Annotated in this window: 15 protein-coding genes; all 15 read left to right on the top strand. The window is 30.7% G+C overall.

Annotation, left to right across the window (positions count from 1 at the left end; all coding sequences use genetic code 11):
- Positions 1 to 4: 4 nt before the first annotated feature.
- The 15 genes from ispG to CM240_RS08375 all read left to right on the top strand — a co-directional run bounded on the left by ispG (position 5) and on the right by CM240_RS08375 (position 17,580).
- On the top strand, positions 5 to 1,054 hold the full coding sequence (gene ispG, locus CM240_RS08445) for a flavodoxin-dependent (E)-4-hydroxy-3-methylbut-2-enyl-diphosphate synthase (protein WP_044038328.1): 1,050 nt from the start codon (positions 5 to 7) through the stop codon (positions 1,052 to 1,054).
- Between the two features lie 21 nt (positions 1,055 to 1,075).
- Positions 1,076 to 5,401, top strand: coding sequence for a PolC-type DNA polymerase III (locus CM240_RS08440; RefSeq protein WP_044038326.1), 4,326 nt, complete (start codon positions 1,076 to 1,078; stop codon positions 5,399 to 5,401).
- Between the two features lie 159 nt (positions 5,402 to 5,560).
- Complete coding sequence (gene rimP / locus CM240_RS08435; protein ID WP_044038324.1) at positions 5,561 to 6,040, top strand: ribosome maturation factor RimP; 480 nt, start codon at positions 5,561 to 5,563, stop codon at positions 6,038 to 6,040.
- A 12-nt stretch (positions 6,041 to 6,052) separates the two neighbouring features.
- Positions 6,053 to 7,105, top strand: coding sequence for a transcription termination factor NusA (gene nusA, locus CM240_RS08430; protein WP_044038322.1), 1,053 nt, complete (start codon positions 6,053 to 6,055; stop codon positions 7,103 to 7,105).
- Positions 7,106 to 7,121: 16 nt separating this feature from the next.
- Positions 7,122 to 7,391, top strand: coding sequence for an RNase P modulator RnpM (rnpM, locus tag CM240_RS08425; RefSeq protein WP_044038320.1), 270 nt, complete (start codon positions 7,122 to 7,124; stop codon positions 7,389 to 7,391).
- Positions 7,381 to 7,692, top strand: coding sequence for a ribosomal L7Ae/L30e/S12e/Gadd45 family protein (locus CM240_RS08420; protein WP_044038318.1), 312 nt, complete (start codon positions 7,381 to 7,383; stop codon positions 7,690 to 7,692). Before rnpM ends, CM240_RS08420 begins: the two co-directional genes overlap by 11 nt.
- Positions 7,693 to 7,707: 15 nt before the next feature.
- Complete coding sequence (gene infB, locus CM240_RS08415) at positions 7,708 to 9,774, top strand: translation initiation factor IF-2 (RefSeq protein ID WP_044038316.1); 2,067 nt, start codon at positions 7,708 to 7,710, stop codon at positions 9,772 to 9,774.
- Between the two features lie 11 nt (positions 9,775 to 9,785).
- Positions 9,786 to 10,148 (top strand): 30S ribosome-binding factor RbfA, encoded by a 363-nt coding sequence (gene rbfA, locus CM240_RS08410; protein WP_044038314.1) that lies wholly within the window; start codon positions 9,786 to 9,788, stop codon positions 10,146 to 10,148.
- Positions 10,141 to 11,097, top strand: coding sequence for a DHH family phosphoesterase (locus CM240_RS08405; RefSeq protein ID WP_044038312.1), 957 nt, complete (start codon positions 10,141 to 10,143; stop codon positions 11,095 to 11,097). Before rbfA ends, CM240_RS08405 begins: the two co-directional genes overlap by 8 nt.
- On the top strand, positions 11,097 to 11,963 hold the full coding sequence (truB, locus tag CM240_RS08400) for a tRNA pseudouridine(55) synthase TruB (RefSeq protein WP_044039840.1): 867 nt from the start codon (positions 11,097 to 11,099) through the stop codon (positions 11,961 to 11,963). The genes CM240_RS08405 and truB overlap by 1 nt, the downstream gene beginning before the upstream one ends.
- 13 nt (positions 11,964 to 11,976) lie before the next feature.
- Positions 11,977 to 12,897 (top strand): bifunctional riboflavin kinase/FAD synthetase, encoded by a 921-nt coding sequence (locus CM240_RS08395; protein ID WP_044038310.1) that lies wholly within the window; start codon positions 11,977 to 11,979, stop codon positions 12,895 to 12,897.
- Positions 12,898 to 13,018: 121 nt separating this feature from the next.
- Positions 13,019 to 13,282 (top strand): 30S ribosomal protein S15, encoded by a 264-nt coding sequence (rpsO, locus tag CM240_RS08390; protein WP_044038308.1) that lies wholly within the window; start codon positions 13,019 to 13,021, stop codon positions 13,280 to 13,282.
- 84 nt (positions 13,283 to 13,366) lie between these two features.
- Positions 13,367 to 15,481, top strand: coding sequence for a polyribonucleotide nucleotidyltransferase (locus tag CM240_RS08385; RefSeq protein WP_044038306.1), 2,115 nt, complete (start codon positions 13,367 to 13,369; stop codon positions 15,479 to 15,481).
- A 115-nt stretch (positions 15,482 to 15,596) separates the two neighbouring features.
- A complete protein-coding gene (dapG, locus tag CM240_RS08380; RefSeq protein WP_044039838.1) occupies positions 15,597 to 16,796 on the top strand; it encodes an aspartate kinase in 1,200 nt (399 codons plus the stop codon).
- 52 nt (positions 16,797 to 16,848) lie between these two features.
- Positions 16,849 to 17,580: a ClpP family protease gene (locus CM240_RS08375; RefSeq protein ID WP_044038304.1), complete on the top strand. Its 732-nt coding sequence runs from the start codon at positions 16,849 to 16,851 to the stop codon at positions 17,578 to 17,580.
- Positions 17,581 to 17,673 lie beyond the last annotated feature (93 nt).

Here is a 17,673-nt window from a genome sequence, read left to right as displayed (position 1 = left end):
TAGAATGGAAAGAAGAATTACTAAGAAAGTTAAAGTTGGGAATTTATATATAGGGGGAGATGCTCCTATTTCAATACAATCTATGACAAATACCGATACTAGAGATGCAGATAAGACTTTAGAGCAAATAAGATCTTTAAGAGCAGCGGGAGTAGATATAGTTAGATGTGCTGTTCCAGATATGGAGGCAGCGGAAGCTTTGAAAATTATAACATCTAATATTGATATTCCTATAGTTGCTGATATTCATTTTGATTATAGATTAGCATTAAAGGCTATAGAAAATGGTGTTGCTAAGCTTAGAGTTAATCCAGGAAATATAGGAGCTCAGTGGAAGCTAGAAGAAGTTGCAAAAGCAGCTAAAGAGAAAAATATTCCAATAAGGGTTGGGGTAAATTCAGGATCTTTAGAAAAAGATATATTAAATAAGTATGGTTCAGTAAAAGCTGAAGCATTGGTGGAAAGTGCTTTAAAAAGTATAGAAATGCTAGAAAATGTGAATTTTGATGATATAGTTGTATCTATAAAATCTGCTAATGTAAAAATGATGATAGAATCTTATAGATTATTCTCAGAAAAAAGTAATTATCCTGTTCATTTAGGGGTGACAGAGGCAGGTACACCTTTTAGGGGAACTATAAAGTCATCAGTAGGATTAGGTGCATTATTAAGTGAAGGAATTGGAGACACTCTTAGGGTATCTTTGACAGGAGATCCAACAGAAGAGGTTAAGGTAGCTATTGAAGTGTTAAAGGCTCTTGAAATTAGAAAAGGTGGCCTTGAATTTATATCATGTCCGACCTGTGGGAGAACAGAGATAGACTTAATAGGAATAGCTAATACAGTAGAGAAAAAATTAGCAGCTGTGAATAAGGATATTAAAGTAGCGGTAATGGGATGTGTAGTAAATGGTCCAGGAGAAGCAAGAGAAGCAGATATTGGTATTGCTGGAGGAAAAGGAGAGGGTATAATCTTTAGAAAAGGTGTAATAGTAAAGAAATGTAAAGAAGAAGAATTGGTAGATGAACTAATGAAGGAGATAGAAGCTCTATAGATTTACAAATGGAGGAGAGGTATGGAAAGGCTGGTTGAAAAAGTTAATTTAGCAATAGATGAAGATAAAATTTTAAAAGCATTAAATATCAAGGTAAGTAAGTTTCAATTTTTAAAAAAGAGCCAGCGCCTAAGAGTATTATTAAAAGGTAAAGATGATATAGATGATACTGTGGTATATGCTGTAAAAAAAATAGTTATAGAGAATATAGGAATATTTGATGATTGTGATGTTCTATATTCTAAAGATCTTAGTAACATAACATTAGATCAATTGACAAATAACTACTGGAGTGATTTTATACATTTAACTTTGGAAAAAAAGAAAGTATTATATAGGGCTTTAAGTTGCTGTGAAAAAGTAGTTAATGATGATGATGTTAAACTTATTGTTGATAGTAAGTTTATATTTCAATATTTGCAGGATAATAGGATTGATTTATTTTTAAAAGAAAAAGCAAAAGAGTTATTTGGAGTTAATACTAGTTTTTCTTTTAGTTTTGATGAGAAAGCTATGGAAATTTATATAAAGGATAGGGAAGAGGAAAGCAGAGAAATTATATCTAAGGTTATAAAATCTGCAGGAGAATTGAAAAAGGAAAATAAGAGTAAAGAAAATACTCAAAGTAAAGAAAAACCTTCAAATCCATATATGCAAAAAGGACGTAAGAGTGAACCAAAAGATGAAAATACTTTATATGGTAAAAAGATTGTTGTTGAAGAAATAACTAAGATTGCAGATATAAATATGGGATCTGGTTATGTAACGATAAAAGGAGATTTATTCAAAATTGATGTTTTTGAAACTAAAGCTGGAAGAAAAATAATCTCTTTATTTGTAACAGACCATACATCATCAATTATAGTAAAGGTATTTCCAAAAGGAGATACCGCTGATGAGTTATTAGAAAATATAAAGAAAGGTATGCATCTTATATTAAGAGGTGAAGCTGCCTACGATTCCTTTGCAAGAGAAGTTACTGTTTCTTGTAGAGATATAAATCTTTCTAAAAAGGTAGAGAGAATGGATACATCAACAGAAAAGAGGGTAGAATTGCATCTCCATAGTACAATGAGTGCTATGGATGGTATGACTCCTATAAGCAAGTTAGTAGAAAGAGCAGCAAAATGGGGACATAAAGCAATTGCTTTGACAGATCATGGCGTAGTTCAAGGATTTCCAGAAGCTATGGATGCCGCTAAGAAAAATAATATAAAGGTGATATATGGTGTAGAGGGATATGTTGTAAATGATGGGGAGCCTATTGTAATTAATCCTGGAAATGAGACCATTGATAGTGAATTTGTAGTATTTGATATAGAAACTACGGGCTTTTCATCAATTAATGATAAGATAATAGAGATTGGTGCCGTAAAAGTTAAAAATGGTAGTATAGTAGATAGATTTTCTCATTTTGTAAACCCTGAGGTAAGTATCCCTGCAAAAATAATAGAGCTTACAGGAATAACTGATGATATGGTAAGAGATGCTGATACTATTGATGTGGTTTTGGAAAAGTTTAGAGAATTTACTAAAGGTACTATTTTAGTGGCTCATAATGCTCCTTTTGACACATCTTTTATAAAGAAAAATTATAAAGATTTAGGTATAACTTTTGATAATGGGATAATGGATACAATTCCATTAAGTAAATTTTTATATCCAGATTTAAAGAGATACAAATTAAATTTAATTTGTAAACATCTTGGAATTTCTTTAGAAAATCATCATAGAGCTGTAGATGATGCAGAGGCTACAGCAGAAATATTACTACATTCTTTTAAGGTATTAAAAGAAGATAATATAATTTCTTTAAATGACTTAAACGATAAGTATATAAGTAATACTGATGTGAAAAAGTTACCTAGTCATCATATAATTATTTTTGCAACAAATCAATTGGGATGTAAAAATTTATATAAGATTATTTCAGAGTCAAATTTAAAGTATTTCTTTAGGACACCTAGAATGCCTAAGTCAGTAATTTCCTCTTTAAGGGAAGGTCTGATGATTGGTTCAGCTTGTGAAGCTGGTGAGGTATATAAAGAGATTATGCTCGGCAGAAGTGATGAGGAAATGGAAAAAATCATATCTTTCTATGATTACTTAGAAATACAACCAGTTGGTAATAATGAGTTTATGATTGAGAAAGGTATAGTAAAAGATGCTGATGAGCTTAGAGAAATTAATAAAAGAATATATAATTTAGGTAAAAAATATAATAAGCCTGTAGTGGCAACAGGAGATGTACATTTCCTTGATCCAGAAGATAGTGTATTTAGAAAAATACTAATGGCTGGTAAAGGATTTTCTGATGCTGAAAATCAGCCACCACTTTATTTTAAGACAACTAATGAAATGTTAGATGAATTTAGTTATTTAGGTAGAGATGAAGCTTATGAAGTAGTTATAAAAAATCCTAATAAAATTGCGGACATTGTTGAGGTTATTAAGCCCATTCCAGATGAGACTTTTCCACCTAAAATAGATGGTGCTGAGGAAGAACTTAGAGAAATGACTTTAAATAAGGTTCATTCAATATATGGAGATAACTTACCGGATATAGTGCAAAAGAGACTAGATAAAGAGTTAAATTCTATTATAAATAATGGATATGCAGTGTTGTATCTTATAGCACAGAAACTAGTGGCTAAATCATATTCAGATGGATATTTAGTTGGGTCTAGAGGCTCTGTTGGATCTTCCTTTGTAGCTACTATGTCAGGGATTACAGAAGTTAATGGATTACCACCTCATTATGTATGTCCAGAGTGTAAATATTCTCACTTTTTTGATGATGGTTCTGTAGCTTCAGGAGCAGATTTGCCAGATAAGGAATGTCCTAAGTGTGGAGCAATACTCAATAAGGATGGACACGATATTCCCTTCGAAACATTCTTAGGATTTGAAGGTGATAAAGAGCCAGATATAGATCTTAACTTCTCTGGAGATAACCAAGGTGATATTCATAAATATTGTGAAGTATTATTTGGAGAAGGACATACTTTTAAAGCTGGGACAATTGGTACTATAGCAGATAAAACAGCATATGGGTTTGTTAAAAAGTATTTAGACGAAAAGGAGATTGTTGTTTCATCAGCAGAGATAGAAAGATTATCGCAAGGATGTACAGGGGTTAAGAGAACAACAGGGCAGCATCCAGGTGGAATAATGGTTGTACCTGCAGATAATGAAATTTATAACTTTACACCAGTGCAGAGACCTGCAGATGATCCAACTTCAGATATTGTAACTACTCATTTTGATTATCACTCTATAAGTGGAAGACTATTAAAATTAGATATACTTGGTCATGACGATCCTACGGTACTAAGGATGTTGCAAGATTTAACAGGAGTAGATCCTAAATCTATTCCTCTTGGGGATCCTAAAGTTATGAGTTTGTTTACATCACCAGAAGCTTTAGGATTAACTAGAGAGGAATTAGAATGTGAAGTGGGAAGTTATGGATTGCCTGAGTTTGGTACTAAATTTGTTAGACAAATGCTTGTAGATACTCAGCCACATACTTTTGCTGATATAGTGAGAATATCAGGACTATCTCATGGAACAGATGTATGGCTTAATAATGCTCAGTACTTTATAAAGGAAGGATATACAACACTTAAAGATTGTATTGCTACAAGAGATGATATTATGGTGTATTTAATATACCAAGGACTTCCGCCGAAAGAAGCATTTAATATAATGGAGAAGGTAAGAAAAGGTAAAGGGTTATCAGAAGAAAATGAAGCACTAATGAGAGAGCATAATGTTCCTGATTGGTATATTGAATCTTGTAAAAGAATAAAATACATGTTCCCTAAAGGGCACGCAGTAGCTTACTGTATGATGGCAGTTCGAATTGCGTATTTTAAGGTATATTACCCTAGGGCATATTATGCCACTTATTTTACAGTAAGAGGCGATGATTTTGATGGTAATTTAATAATAAAAGGTGAAATGACTATAAAAGCAAAAATAGATGAATTTAATAATTCTGCTGAACTTTCTGTAAAAGATAAAGGATTGCTTACAACTCTTGAAATATGTTATGAAATGTATAAGAGGGGTATAAAATTCTTAAAAGTGGATATATATAAATCTGATGCAAATAAGTTTATTATAGAAGATGATAGTATAAGAATGCCTATAAGCGCATTAAATGGAGTAGGAGAAAATGCTGCAAAAAGTATATTTGAAGCCGCAAAAGATGGAGAATTTATTTCTAAAGAAGATCTAAGAAATAGAGCTAAAGTATCTAAAACAGTTATTGAAACATTAGATGAACATGGATGCTTAGAAGGACTTCCAGATACTAACCAATTATCACTATTTAGTCTATAAATAGTAAAAGGGTTGATATTTGTTTATAGATGTGTTACTATGGAAATAATAAAAACGAATATAAGTTATGACATAAAGAGTGGGTAATCCCGCTCTTTTGTTTGTTTGTTAAATATTTATAGGGTTTTTGTAAATGCTATATAGTAAGGAGGGATAAATATGAACGGAGATGTATTTTTACAAAGAATCACTGATTTAGTTAAACCAATAGTAGAAGAAAGAGGATATATTTTATATCATGTTGAGTATGTAAAAGAAGCAGGCGAAAATTATTTAAGAATCTACATAGATAAAGAAGATGGTGGTGTAGGCCTTAGTGACTGCGAAATGGTTAGTCGTAGGGTAAGCGAATTAATGGATGAAAATGATCCTATAGAAGATAAATATTTTCTTGAGGTTTCATCTCCAGGAATTTTTAGAACATTATTTACCGATGAACATTTAAAAAGATATACAGGAGAACAAGTTGATATAAAAACTAAGAGTGTATTCAAAGGTAAAAAGAAATTTACAGGAATATTAAAATCTTTTGATATAAATAATGTTATTTTAAGTGTAGATGGTGAGAATTTAGAAGTTCCAAGAGAAAAGATAAAAATAATTAATTTAAATAACTTTAGTTTTAGTGGGGAGAATTAAGGAGGTAAAAAAATGAATGCAGAGTTTATTGAGGCATTAAAAGAAATTGCTAAGAGTAAAGAGATAAGTGAAGATTTTATATTTACTACTTTAGAGGATGCATTAATTGCAGCATATAAGAAAAATTATTCATCTAAAAATGGTGAAGGAAATCAAAATGTTGTTATAGAAATAAATAGGGAGACAGGAGAAAATCATATTTACGCAAGAAAAAATATAGTTGAATATGTAGAAAATGATGTTTGTGAAATTTCCCTTGAAGATGCTAAACAAATAGATCCAAGATATGAAATTGGTGAAGTAGTTAATATTGAAGTTACTCCAAAAGATTTTGGTAGAGTGGCTGCACAATCAGCAAGACAAGTGGTTATTCAAAGAATCAAGGAAGCTGAGAGAGCTAATATATATAATTATTATATTCAAAAAGAACATGACTTAATAACAGGAACAGTACTTAGAAAAGATAAAAATACTATTTTATTAAATTTAGATAAAATAGAAACTGTTTTAGGACCAAATGAACAAATTCCAGGTGAGGATTATAAGTTCAATGAACAAATAAAACTATATGTTGTAGAAGTTAAAAATACAACAAAAGGTGCACAAGTAGTTGTATCAAGAACTCATAAGGATTTAGTTAAAAGATTATTTGAATTAGAAGTACCAGAAATATATGATGGAACAGTTGAAATTAAGTCTATAGCTAGAGAACCAGGTTCTAGAACAAAAATTGCTGTTTATTCTAATGATGAAGATGTAGATGCAATGGGTGCTTGTGTTGGTCCTAAAGGAACTAGAGTACAAAATATTGTTAATGAATTAAAAAATGAAAAGATAGATATAATTAAATGGAGTAAGCTACCAGAAGAATATATTTCAAATGCGTTATCTCCTGCAAATGTATTGGAAGTAATTATAACAGATGAAGAAAATAAAGAAGCAGTAGTTGTTGTTGATGAAAGTCAATTATCATTAGCAATTGGTAAGGAAGGTCAAAACGTAAGACTTGCTGCTAAGTTAACTGGTTGGAAGATAGATATAAAAAGTAAAAAAGTAGAAGAATAAAAGTAGGTGGATTTTTATGAAAGTTAAAAAAATACCTAAAAGAATGTGCACTGGTTGTATGGAAATGAAACCTAAAAAAGAACTTATTAGAGTAGTAAGAAATAAAGAAGGTGAAGTTTCTATAGATTTAGTTGGTAAAAAACCAGGAAGAGGGGCATATATATGCAATGATGCAGAGTGTCTTGAGAAGGCTATTAAGTCTAAAAGATTAGAGAGAAATCTAGAAACTAAATTTACAGATGATATATATGAGGCATTAAAGAAGGAGATAATCGATGCAGAATAAATTTATACAATTTCTTGGTATAGCAAAGAGATCAGGAAATGTATGTGAAGGATATAATAAGACAGAGGAATTTATTAAACTAAAGAAATTATCTTTAGTAATTATGTCTAAAGAATCATCAGATAATACAAAGAAAAAGTTCAAGGTATATTGTGAAAAATTTAAAGTGCCTATTATCGAAGATTATAGCAAAGAAGAGCTAGGAGCTATTTTAGGAAGAGAAGAAATAAATATTATAGGTATCTTAGACAAGAAGATAGGCGATAGACTTTTAGAACTGAATATAGAAGAAAGTAATTAATGGAGGTGTATCTTATTGTCAAAAGTAAGAATATATGAATTAGCAAAAGAATTAAATGTTCAAAGTAAAGAACTGATAGAATTATTAGCCAGTGAGTTTGGTATTGAAGTTAAAAATCATATGAGTGCTATTGAAGATGAAGAAGCAGAACTTATAAAGGATTTAATTGAAGAAGAAAAAAATAAAGAGAAAGAAAAAAGGGAAAGTTTAGTTGATGAATATGAAGAAATGCTAAACGATTCTATAAAAGTTAAAAAGAACAGAAATAAAAACAAAAATAGAGAAGAATCTGTATCAGATGAACAAGAAAATAGTAGTGGTGAAGTTGTAATAGAGATGGAAGATACTATTACAGTAAAAGAATTATCAGAAATGTTAAAGATGCCATCTATAGAAGTAATAAAAGAACTTATGTTTATGGGAGTTATGGCTGCTATAAATGCAGAGATTGATATTGCAACTGTAGAAAAATTAGCAGAAAAGCTAGCAGATAGATTAACTGTTTTAGTAGTTAGAAAAGAAGAAAAAGTAATAGAAAAAGATACTATGGATGAGGAAGATGAAGCAGATCTTGTTAAGAGACCTCCAGTAGTTACTGTAATGGGTCACGTTGACCATGGTAAAACATCTCTTTTAGATGCTATAAGAAGTGCTAAAGTAACAGAAGGAGAAGCTGGTGGAATAACTCAACATATTGGTGCATATATGGCAGAAGTTAATGGGGAAATGGTTACATTCCTTGATACACCAGGACATGAAGCATTTACTGCTATGAGAGCTAGAGGAGCACAAGTTACAGATATAGTAGTACTTGTTGTTGCAGCAGATGATGGTATAATGCCACAAACAAAAGAAGCTATAAATCACTGTAAGGCTGCAAATGTTCCAATAGTAGTAGCTATTAATAAGATTGATAAACCAGGTGCTAATATTGATAGAGTAAAACAAGAATTAGCAGAAGAAGGTGTTTTAGTAGAAGATTGGGGTGGAGATGTTGCATCAGTACCAGTATCAGCTAAAACAAGACAAGGGCTAGATGACTTACTTGAAATGATTCTTTTAACTTCTGAAATGTTAGAAGCAAAAGCTAATCCTAATAGAGAAGCAAAAGGTACAGTAATAGAAGCTAAGTTGGATAAAGGAAGAGGTGCAGTAGCATCATTACTAGTTCAAAATGGTACATTACATGTTGGAGATTCAATTTTAGTAGGAAATACTTATGGTAGAATAAGAGCAATGTTTGATCATAAGGGTAAAAATGTTAAAGAAGCAGGTCCTTCAGTACCAGTTGAAATTTTAGGTCTTTCAGAAGTTCCAGTATCAGGGGATAAATTTGAAGTAGTTAAAGATGAGAAGACTGCTAGAAATATGGCTGAAGAAAGAAAAGAAGCAGCTAAGAGTGCTTACCTAAATACTAATAAAGTATCTCTTGAAGATTTATACAGCCAAATTCAAGAAGGTAAAGTTAAGGAATTATCAATTATTGTTAAAGCTGATGTACAAGGATCAGTTCAAGCACTTAGTCAATCTTTAGAGAAGTTATCTACTGATGCTGTTAAGGTAAGAGTTATTCACGGTGCAGTTGGTGCTATAAGTGAAACAGATGTAACATTAGCAGCTGCATCAAATGCAATAATAATAGGATTTAATGTAAGACCAGATAGCAATGCTGTTGCAATAGCTGAAAAAGAAAAAGTTGATATGGAAACATACAGAATTATTTATGATGCTATTGATGATGTTAAAGCAGCTATGATTGGTATGTTAGAGCCTGAATACAAAGAAGTAGTTCTTGGAACTGCAGAAGTAAGACAGACATATAAAATATCTTCAGTGGGAACTGTAGCTGGATGTTATGTAACTAGTGGTAAGGTTGTTAGAAATGAATCTGTAAGAGTAGTAAGAGATGGAATAGTAATCTTTGATGGAGCTTTATCATCACTTAAGAGATTTAAAGATGATGCTAAAGAAGTTGCACAAAACTATGAGTGCGGATTAACTATAGAAAAGTTCAATGATATAAAAGAAGGAGATATTATTGAAGCCTATACAATGGAAGAAATAAAACCTTCTTCACTATAGGAGGAATGGAAATGGCAAATTATAGAGGTGGAAGAATCAACGAAGAGATAAAAAAAGAAATTTCTAATATTATAATGAATAAAATGTGGGACCCAAGACTTAAAGATGTAATGATATCAGTTACTGCAGTTGAAGTGACTAAGGATCTTAAGTATGCGAAAGTTTTCGTATCTATTTTTGGGTCAGAAGAAAAGACAATTGAAGCATTAAAAGTTATAAAAAAATCTGCTGGATTTATAAGAAAAGAAGTAAGCTCAGCAGTTAAACTTAGAAATACTCCGGAACTTATTTTTGAATTAGATAACTCAATTAATAGAGCACTGCATATTGATTCGTTACTTTCAAAAATAAAGGAGAAAGAAAATCATGAATAAAATCATAGAAAAAATAAATGAAAGCTCAAAAATTGCTTTGAGCTTTCACACATCTCCAGATGGTGACTCATTAGGGTCATCACTGGCTTTTTTACAAGGGTTAAGAACTCTTGGGAAAGAAGTATATATAGTATGTAAAGAAGATATGCCAAAAACATTTAAATTTCTACCATATTCTGATGAGATAACTAGCACTTGTGATGTTGTTAAAGATGGTACTGATATTTTAATAGTTTTAGATTGTGGCAATTTAGAAAGAGTAAATACAAATTCAAAATTAAGTGAAAGAAATTATACTTTAATTAACATAGATCATCATATGTCAAATGATTTATATGGTGACTTAAATTACGTAGATACTAAATCTTCTAGTATGGGGGAGATAGTATTTATGATTCTTGAAGCTATGAATATAGAAGTAACTAAAGATATGGCGAAATGTATGTATACATCACTTCTTACTGATACTGGTTCTTTTAGACATTCCAATACTACTAGTCGTACTCATAATATAGCAGGAAAATTATTAGATACAGGTATAGATTTTTCAGAAATCCATAGACAAATATTTGATAATAAAGAATTTAATAGAGTTAAATTTATGGGCAGGGCTATAGAATCATTAAAATTAACTTTAGATGGAAAAGTCGGAATTATAAAAATAACAGATAAAGATTTTGAAGACTTTGCTATCGAAGATAAAGATACATCAGATATTGTTAATATTGGAATGAAGATAGGGTCAGTAGATGTAATGATTCTTCTTAAAGAAGGAGAAGAAGGAACAAAAGTATCCCTTAGATCAAAGAATATAGTAGATGTTAGAAAAGTTGCAGAAAATTTTGGCGGTGGCGGACATGTAAGAGCATCAGGGGCAAGAATAATGAAATCTATAGATGAATCTGAAGAACTGTTACTAAAGATTATAGAAAAAGAGTTAAAGATATGATAAACGGTGTAATAAATGTATATAAAGAGTCAGGAATGACTTCGTTTGATGTAGTAAGAAAAATAAAGAAAATAGCTGCAACAGGTAAGGTTGGGCATACTGGAACATTAGATCCAATGGCAACAGGAGTACTTCCTATTTGTATTGGTAAAGCAACTAAATTAGTAGATTATATAATGGGTGATTATAAAGTTTATAGAGCTGAAATGAAGTTAGGATTAAAAAGTGATACTCTAGATAGTGAAGGAAAGATTTTATCTGAGAAACCTGTAAGTTGCAATGAAGAGCAAATAAGAAAAGAATTTGAAAAATTTATAGGAGAAATAGTTCAAGTTCCACCAATGTATTCTGCTCTCAAAGTAAATGGAAAAAGACTTTATGAATTAGCAAGAGAAGGAAAAGAAGTTCATAGAGATGGGAGAACTATTACTATATATAATATTGATATAGAAAGTATTGAAATCCCATATGTTAGATTTAAAGTTAAATGTTCAAAAGGAACATATATTAGAACATTAATCGATGATATAGGAGAAGGTTTAGGAACAGGAGCTATAATGACAAGTTTAGAAAGAGTTGAAAGTGGAGAAGCTTTTAATATTTCTAATTCATATACTCTTGGAGAAATTGAAAATTCAATTGAAGATAAAATCATATCAATAGAGGATTCACTGAAGAAATATCCTGAAAAAAGATTCACCAAGGAAGCTAAGAAGCTTCTTGTTAATGGAGTTAAGATAGGAAATCCAAGATTAATCGGAAATGTAAAAGAAGGAATATTATATAGAGTCTATGTAGAAGATTTATTTATAGGGTTAGGATTAAAGGATTCAATAGGATTCAAGATAGAGAAACTTTTTCTCTAAAGGGGGTTATAATATGAAGGTTATGTATGATAACTTTTATCAGTATCTTAGAGAACCTACATTTATAGCGCTAGGTAGTTTTGATGGTATACATAGAGGACATAAAAAAATTATAAATACTCTAAAAAAACTTAGTAATCAGTATCATGTGAAATCTATGGTATATACTTTTAAGAATCATCCTAGGGATATAATTAAAGAAAAAAATGATACTAAAAAAATTATGACATTAGAAAGTAAAATTTCTATGTTAGATGAATTAGGAATCGACATAGTAAATTTTGCAACCTTTGATAAAGATTATATGAAAATTCTTCCAGAAGATTTTATAAAAAAATTGATAGAACATTATGATATGAAAGGTATTGTAGTAGGTTTTAATAATAGATTTGGATATAAGAATATTGGTGATACTAATTTGTTAAAGCAACTAGGTAGTAAGTATGGTTTTGAGGTTATAGTAGTAGATGGAGTTACATATAATGATGAGGTTATATCATCTACATTAATACGAAACAAACTATATAATGGAGAAGTAGAAGAAATTGTTAATTATTTAGAAAGACCGTATTCTATTGAAGGTGTCGTAGTTGAAGGAAAGAAAATAGGTAGAACAATAGGGTTTCCTACTGCCAATATAACTATTAATGAAGAAAAAATTATACCTAAAGGTGGAGTATATTATACTAAGGTAAAAGTATGTGAAAAATTTTATAAAGGTATAACTAATATAGGGTATAATCCAACGGTAAATGGTAATAATTTAACTGTAGAAACGCATATTCTCGATTTTGATAGAGATATATATGGTGAAAAAATAACAGTATACTTCTTTAAGAGGATAAGAAGTGAAAAGAAATTTAATTCTATAGATGAATTAAAAGAGAGATTAAAATTAGACTATAAATTTGCAGAAAAAGAAGTAATATACTGATAAATATAATTTACAACTATATTTTATTCTGATATAATTAATAAGAACCTATTCGAAGGTATACGAGTAACCGACGTTGTCCTTTAGAGTAAGGGGATAAATTTTGGAGGTGTTTTATACAATGGATAAAGCAAGAAAAGAAGAGATAATAAAAGCTTACGGAAAACATGAAGGAGACACTGGATGTCCAGAAGTTCAAATAGCTTTATTAACTGAAAGAATAAACCACTTAAATGATCATTTAAAAACTCATAAGAAAGATCATCACTCAAGAAGAGGTCTTTTAAAGATGGTTGGTCAAAGAAGAGGTTTATTAAACTACTTAATGGAAGTTGATATCGAAAGATATAGAACTATCATCAAGGCTTTAAACTTAAGAAAGTAATTATAATTAGAGCGGTGAAATCCGCTCTATTATTTTAAAAAATATCAAAAAATACTAAATTGTTCCTTTGGAAGGAGGGTAAATATGAATCACATATTAGAAACTGAAATCGCAGGAAGAAAGATGAAAGTTGAATTTGGAAAAATTGGTATGCTTTCTAATGCTGCAACAATGGTTAGTTACGGTGACACTGTGATTATGGTAAATGCTAATGCATCAGAGGAACCAAGAGACGGAATCGACTTTTTCCCATTATCTATAGAATATGAAGAAAGATTTTATTCAGTAGGTAAGATACCGGGTGGATTTATAAAAAGAGAAGGAAGACCTTCAGAAAGATCTATATTAAATGCTAGAGCTATTGATAGACCTATAAGACCATTATTTCCAAAAGGATATAGAAATGATGTTCAAGTGGTATGTACAGTTTTATCAGTAGAACAAGATAATGCACCTAACATATTAGCAATGAATGCTGCTTCACTTACATTATGTTTATCAAGCATACCTTTTACTACACCAGTAGGTACAGTATCAGTAGGGTTAATAGATGGAAAATTTATTTTAAATCCTAATGCTGAAGAAAGAAAAGAAAGTATTCTTGATTTAACAGTATGCGCTACTAGAGAGAGAGTTATGATGATAGAAGCTGGCGGAGATGAAATTGATGAGGAAACTATGATCAGCGCTATCGATTATGGATTTAAAGAAGCACAAAAAATAATTGATTTCCAAGAAGAAGCTATGCAAAAGTTTGGAAAAGAAAAAGATGTTCCAAAGCTGTATAAAGTTGAAGAAAATCTTGAAAAAGAAGTAGTAGATTTTTCTTTTGATATGCTTAAAGAAGCAATGTACATAACAGATAGAGATGAAAGAAATGCTAAGCTAGAGGAAGTTAAAGCTAAAATAGCTGAAGAGTTTAATGAAAAATATCCAGATAATATAGCTGATATTGGGGAAGTAGTTTATAACACTCAAAAGAAAATAGTACGTCATATGATGCTTGTAGATAAAAGAAGACCAGATGGAAGAAATTTTGATGAAATAAGAAAAATTTCTTGTGAAGTAGGATTACTACCTAGAACTCATGGAACAGGATTATTTAATAGAGGATTAACTCAAGTTATGACAGTGGCAACATTAGGTGCTATTGGAGATGTTCAAGTTATTGATGGACTTGGTGAAGAAGAATCTAAGAGATATATGCATCATTATAATTTCCCTGCATATTCAGTTGGTGAAGTTAGACCACTTAGAGGATCAGGAAGAAGAGAAATAGGTCATGGAGCATTAGCGGAAAAAGCATTAGCACCATTAATACCTAGTGAAGAAGAATTCCCATATACTATAAGATTAGTTTCAGAAGTATTAAGTTCAAATGGATCAACTTCTCAAGCTTCAGTTTGTGGTAGTACATTAGCATTATTGGATGCTGGAGTTCCTATTAAGAGACCTGCAGCGGGAATTGCAATGGGGCTTATTACAAATGAAGATTTAACAGAGGAAGAAGTTTTAACTGATATTCAAGGTATTGAAGATTTCTTTGGAGATATGGATTTTAAAGTTGCTGGTACTGAAAAAGGTATTACATCAATTCAAGTTGATACTAAGATTGCTGGATTATCACCATATGTAATAAGAACAGCTATTACTGATGCAAGAAAAGCTAGACTGTTTATATTAGATAAAATTAAAGAATGTATACCAGAACCACGTAAAGAACTTTCAGAGTATGCACCTAGAACGCTTACTATGAATATAGATCCTGAAAAAATAAGAGATGTAATAGGGCCTGGTGGAAAAGTTATCAATAAAATTATTGCAGATACTGGTGTAAAAATAGATATTAAAGAAGATGGAAAGGTATTTATTACTTCACCGGAAGCAGAAGGAGCTAATAAAGCCTATAAGATGATTGATGACTTAACTAGGGATGTAGAAGTTGGTGAAATATACTTAGGTAAAGTTATAAAAATCACTACTTTTGGTGCTTTTGTAGAGATATTACCTGGAAAAGAAGGATTAGTGCATATTTCTAAGTTAGACGTAAATAGAGTAAATAAGGTAGAAGATGTTGTTTCTGTAGATGATGAAATATTAGTTAAAGTAACAGAAATAGATAGTCAAGGAAGAATAAATCTTTCAAGAAAAGATGCACTTTCAGATTCAGATAATGAAAAGAATCAAGATGATAATTAGTAGTAAAAGGGCGAAAGCCTTTTTATTTTTTTGTATAGAAAAGTATAGTAATTTCGTGTAATATCATATTATACAATTATAAAGTAATTTCGATATAGAAGAGGATGACATGAATATGAAAATTGTTGTACAGAAGTTTGGTGGTACATCTGTTTCCACGAAAGATAGACGAAAGAGTGTTATAAAAAATATTAGAGAAGCTATAAAAGAAGGATTTTTACCAGTAGTAGTAGTTTCTGCAATGGGGAGAAAAGGTGAACCTTATGCTACAGATACTTTATTATCATTAGTTACTGAAGAATTTAAAGAAGAAAATAAATTAGCTACAGATTTATTAATGTGTACAGGTGAAATAATATCTACAGTAGTAATGAGTAATGACTTGTTAGAAGAGGGGATAGATGCTATTCCATTAACAGGAGGACAAGCAGGCGTATTAACTACTGATAAATTTAGTGATAGTAGAGTTTTAGAAGTAGATACTAAACTTATTTTAGAACAATTAGAAAAAGGAAAAGTCCCTGTAATCGCTGGATTCCAAGGGGTAACAGAGAAAGGTTATTTTACAACTTTAGGTAGAGGTGGAAGTGATACTTCAGCGGCAATAATAGGGGCGGCACTAAAGGCGGAGAAAGTAGAAATATATACAGATGTTGATGGAATAATGACTGCAGATCCTAGAATTGTTAAAAAAGCATCTTTAATAGATGAAATTTCATATAATGAGGTGTTTCAATTAGCTGAACAAGGGGCTAAAGTTATACATCCTAGAGCGGTAGAAGTAGCTATGAAAGCAGGAATACCTCTTATAATAAAGAATACTCTTGTAGATTGCAAAGGAACAGTAATAAAAGCTACTGTAGATGAAAGCAAAAAAGGAATAATATCTGGAATAACTCATATGAAAGATAGAATTCAAGTAACAGTAGAAGATGGTAAAGGACATTGGGATAAACTATTTAATGAGATAGCTGAAAATGATATTTCATTAGATCTTATTAATATTTTTCCTGCAAGAAGTATTTTTACTATAGATATGAGAGATCAAAGAAAGATTGAAGAGATTTTAGAAAATGAAAATCTCGAATATACTATAGTGGAATCCTGTTCTAAGATTTCCATCGTTGGCAATAGAATGAGAGGAGTACCAGGGGTAATGGCAAAAATAATTGCTATTCTTTCAGATAATGAAGTAGAAGTGTTACAAACAGCTGATTCACATATGACTATCTGGTGCCTTGTAAGAGATTGTGATCTTATAAAAGCTATTAACTGTCTGCATAGGGAATTTAACTTGGATAGGGAAGAGTTTTAAATAGTATAAAACCTCCTAAGGTTGGAATAATACCTTTAGGAGGTTTTTGTTTATGGATGAAAAGGAAAAAGAACTTCAGTTAGCTGAAGAAAAAAAGGTAGAGGAAAACGTAAAAGAGTATGGTACAGATAAGATACCTTCAATGTCAGATAGAATTGCCCTTATTACTATTATAGGTCAAGTTGAAGGACATAATGTATTACCACCACAAACTAAAAGTACAAAATATGAACATTGTATACCACAATTAGTATCTATAGAGACTAATGATAAAATTGAAGGAGTATTTATTATATTAAATACTGTGGGAGGAGATGTGGAAGCGGGTCTTGCTATAGCAGAAATGATAAGAAGTATAAGCAAGCCTACAGTATCTCTTGTAATAGGAGGAAGTCATTCTATTGGAGTTCCTTTAGCTACAGCTGCTAATTATTCATTTATATCTCCATCTGCAACTATGATTATACATCCAGTTAGAATGAATGGTCTTGTAATAGGAGCACCACAAACATTCGAATATTTTAATAAGATGCAAGAAAGAATATCAGATTTTATTGTAAGGACATCAAAAATGAATAAAGATACTTTAACAAGTCTTATGATGCAAACAGATGAATTGTTAAATGATATGGGAACTATACTTATAGGAGAACAAGCAGTAGAATTAGGATTAATAGATGAAGTTGGTGGAATAAGTGATGCTTTGAATAAACTTGAAAGTTTAATTGATAAGAAAGCTGAGAATGTAAATTCTAATGATGATGGCAAAGAACATCATAAATAATAGGCAAGTATAAGTAGAATGTTAACAATAATGGGCTATTATAAAAACGAAGAGAAATTTAATAAAGAACATATAGAGGCTGTCGTAATAGCA

Origin of the sequence: Clostridium bornimense, assembly GCF_000577895.1 — a bacterium.
In the GTDB taxonomy this organism is placed as follows: Bacteria; Bacillota; Clostridia; order Clostridiales; family Clostridiaceae; genus Clostridium_AN; species Clostridium_AN bornimense.
Note: the sequence above shows the minus strand (reverse complement) of the source record. Positions and strands in the feature narration are given on the sequence as shown.

What these genes read in the sequence shown, in the direction of transcription:
- CM240_RS08395 (WP_044038310.1), top strand. Translation starts at nt 11,977, where the DNA reads ATGAAGGTTATGTATGATAACTTTTATCAGTATCTTAGAGAACCTACA.
- nusA (WP_044038322.1), top strand. Translation starts at nt 6,053, where the DNA reads ATGAATGCAGAGTTTATTGAGGCATTAAAAGAAATTGCTAAGAGTAAA.
- rpsO (WP_044038308.1), top strand. Translation starts at nt 13,019, where the DNA reads ATGGATAAAGCAAGAAAAGAAGAGATAATAAAAGCTTACGGAAAACAT.
- rnpM (WP_044038320.1), top strand. Translation starts at nt 7,122, where the DNA reads ATGAAAGTTAAAAAAATACCTAAAAGAATGTGCACTGGTTGTATGGAA.
- CM240_RS08420 (WP_044038318.1), top strand. Translation starts at nt 7,381, where the DNA reads ATGCAGAATAAATTTATACAATTTCTTGGTATAGCAAAGAGATCAGGA.
- rbfA (WP_044038314.1), top strand. Translation starts at nt 9,786, where the DNA reads ATGGCAAATTATAGAGGTGGAAGAATCAACGAAGAGATAAAAAAAGAA.
- rimP (WP_044038324.1), top strand. Translation starts at nt 5,561, where the DNA reads ATGAACGGAGATGTATTTTTACAAAGAATCACTGATTTAGTTAAACCA.
- dapG (WP_044039838.1), top strand. Translation starts at nt 15,597, where the DNA reads ATGAAAATTGTTGTACAGAAGTTTGGTGGTACATCTGTTTCCACGAAA.
- CM240_RS08405 (WP_044038312.1), top strand. Translation starts at nt 10,141, where the DNA reads ATGAATAAAATCATAGAAAAAATAAATGAAAGCTCAAAAATTGCTTTG.
- CM240_RS08385 (WP_044038306.1), top strand. Translation starts at nt 13,367, where the DNA reads ATGAATCACATATTAGAAACTGAAATCGCAGGAAGAAAGATGAAAGTT.
- ispG (WP_044038328.1), top strand. Translation starts at nt 5, where the DNA reads ATGGAAAGAAGAATTACTAAGAAAGTTAAAGTTGGGAATTTATATATA.
- CM240_RS08440 (WP_044038326.1), top strand. Translation starts at nt 1,076, where the DNA reads ATGGAAAGGCTGGTTGAAAAAGTTAATTTAGCAATAGATGAAGATAAA.
- CM240_RS08375 (WP_044038304.1), top strand. Translation starts at nt 16,849, where the DNA reads ATGGATGAAAAGGAAAAAGAACTTCAGTTAGCTGAAGAAAAAAAGGTA.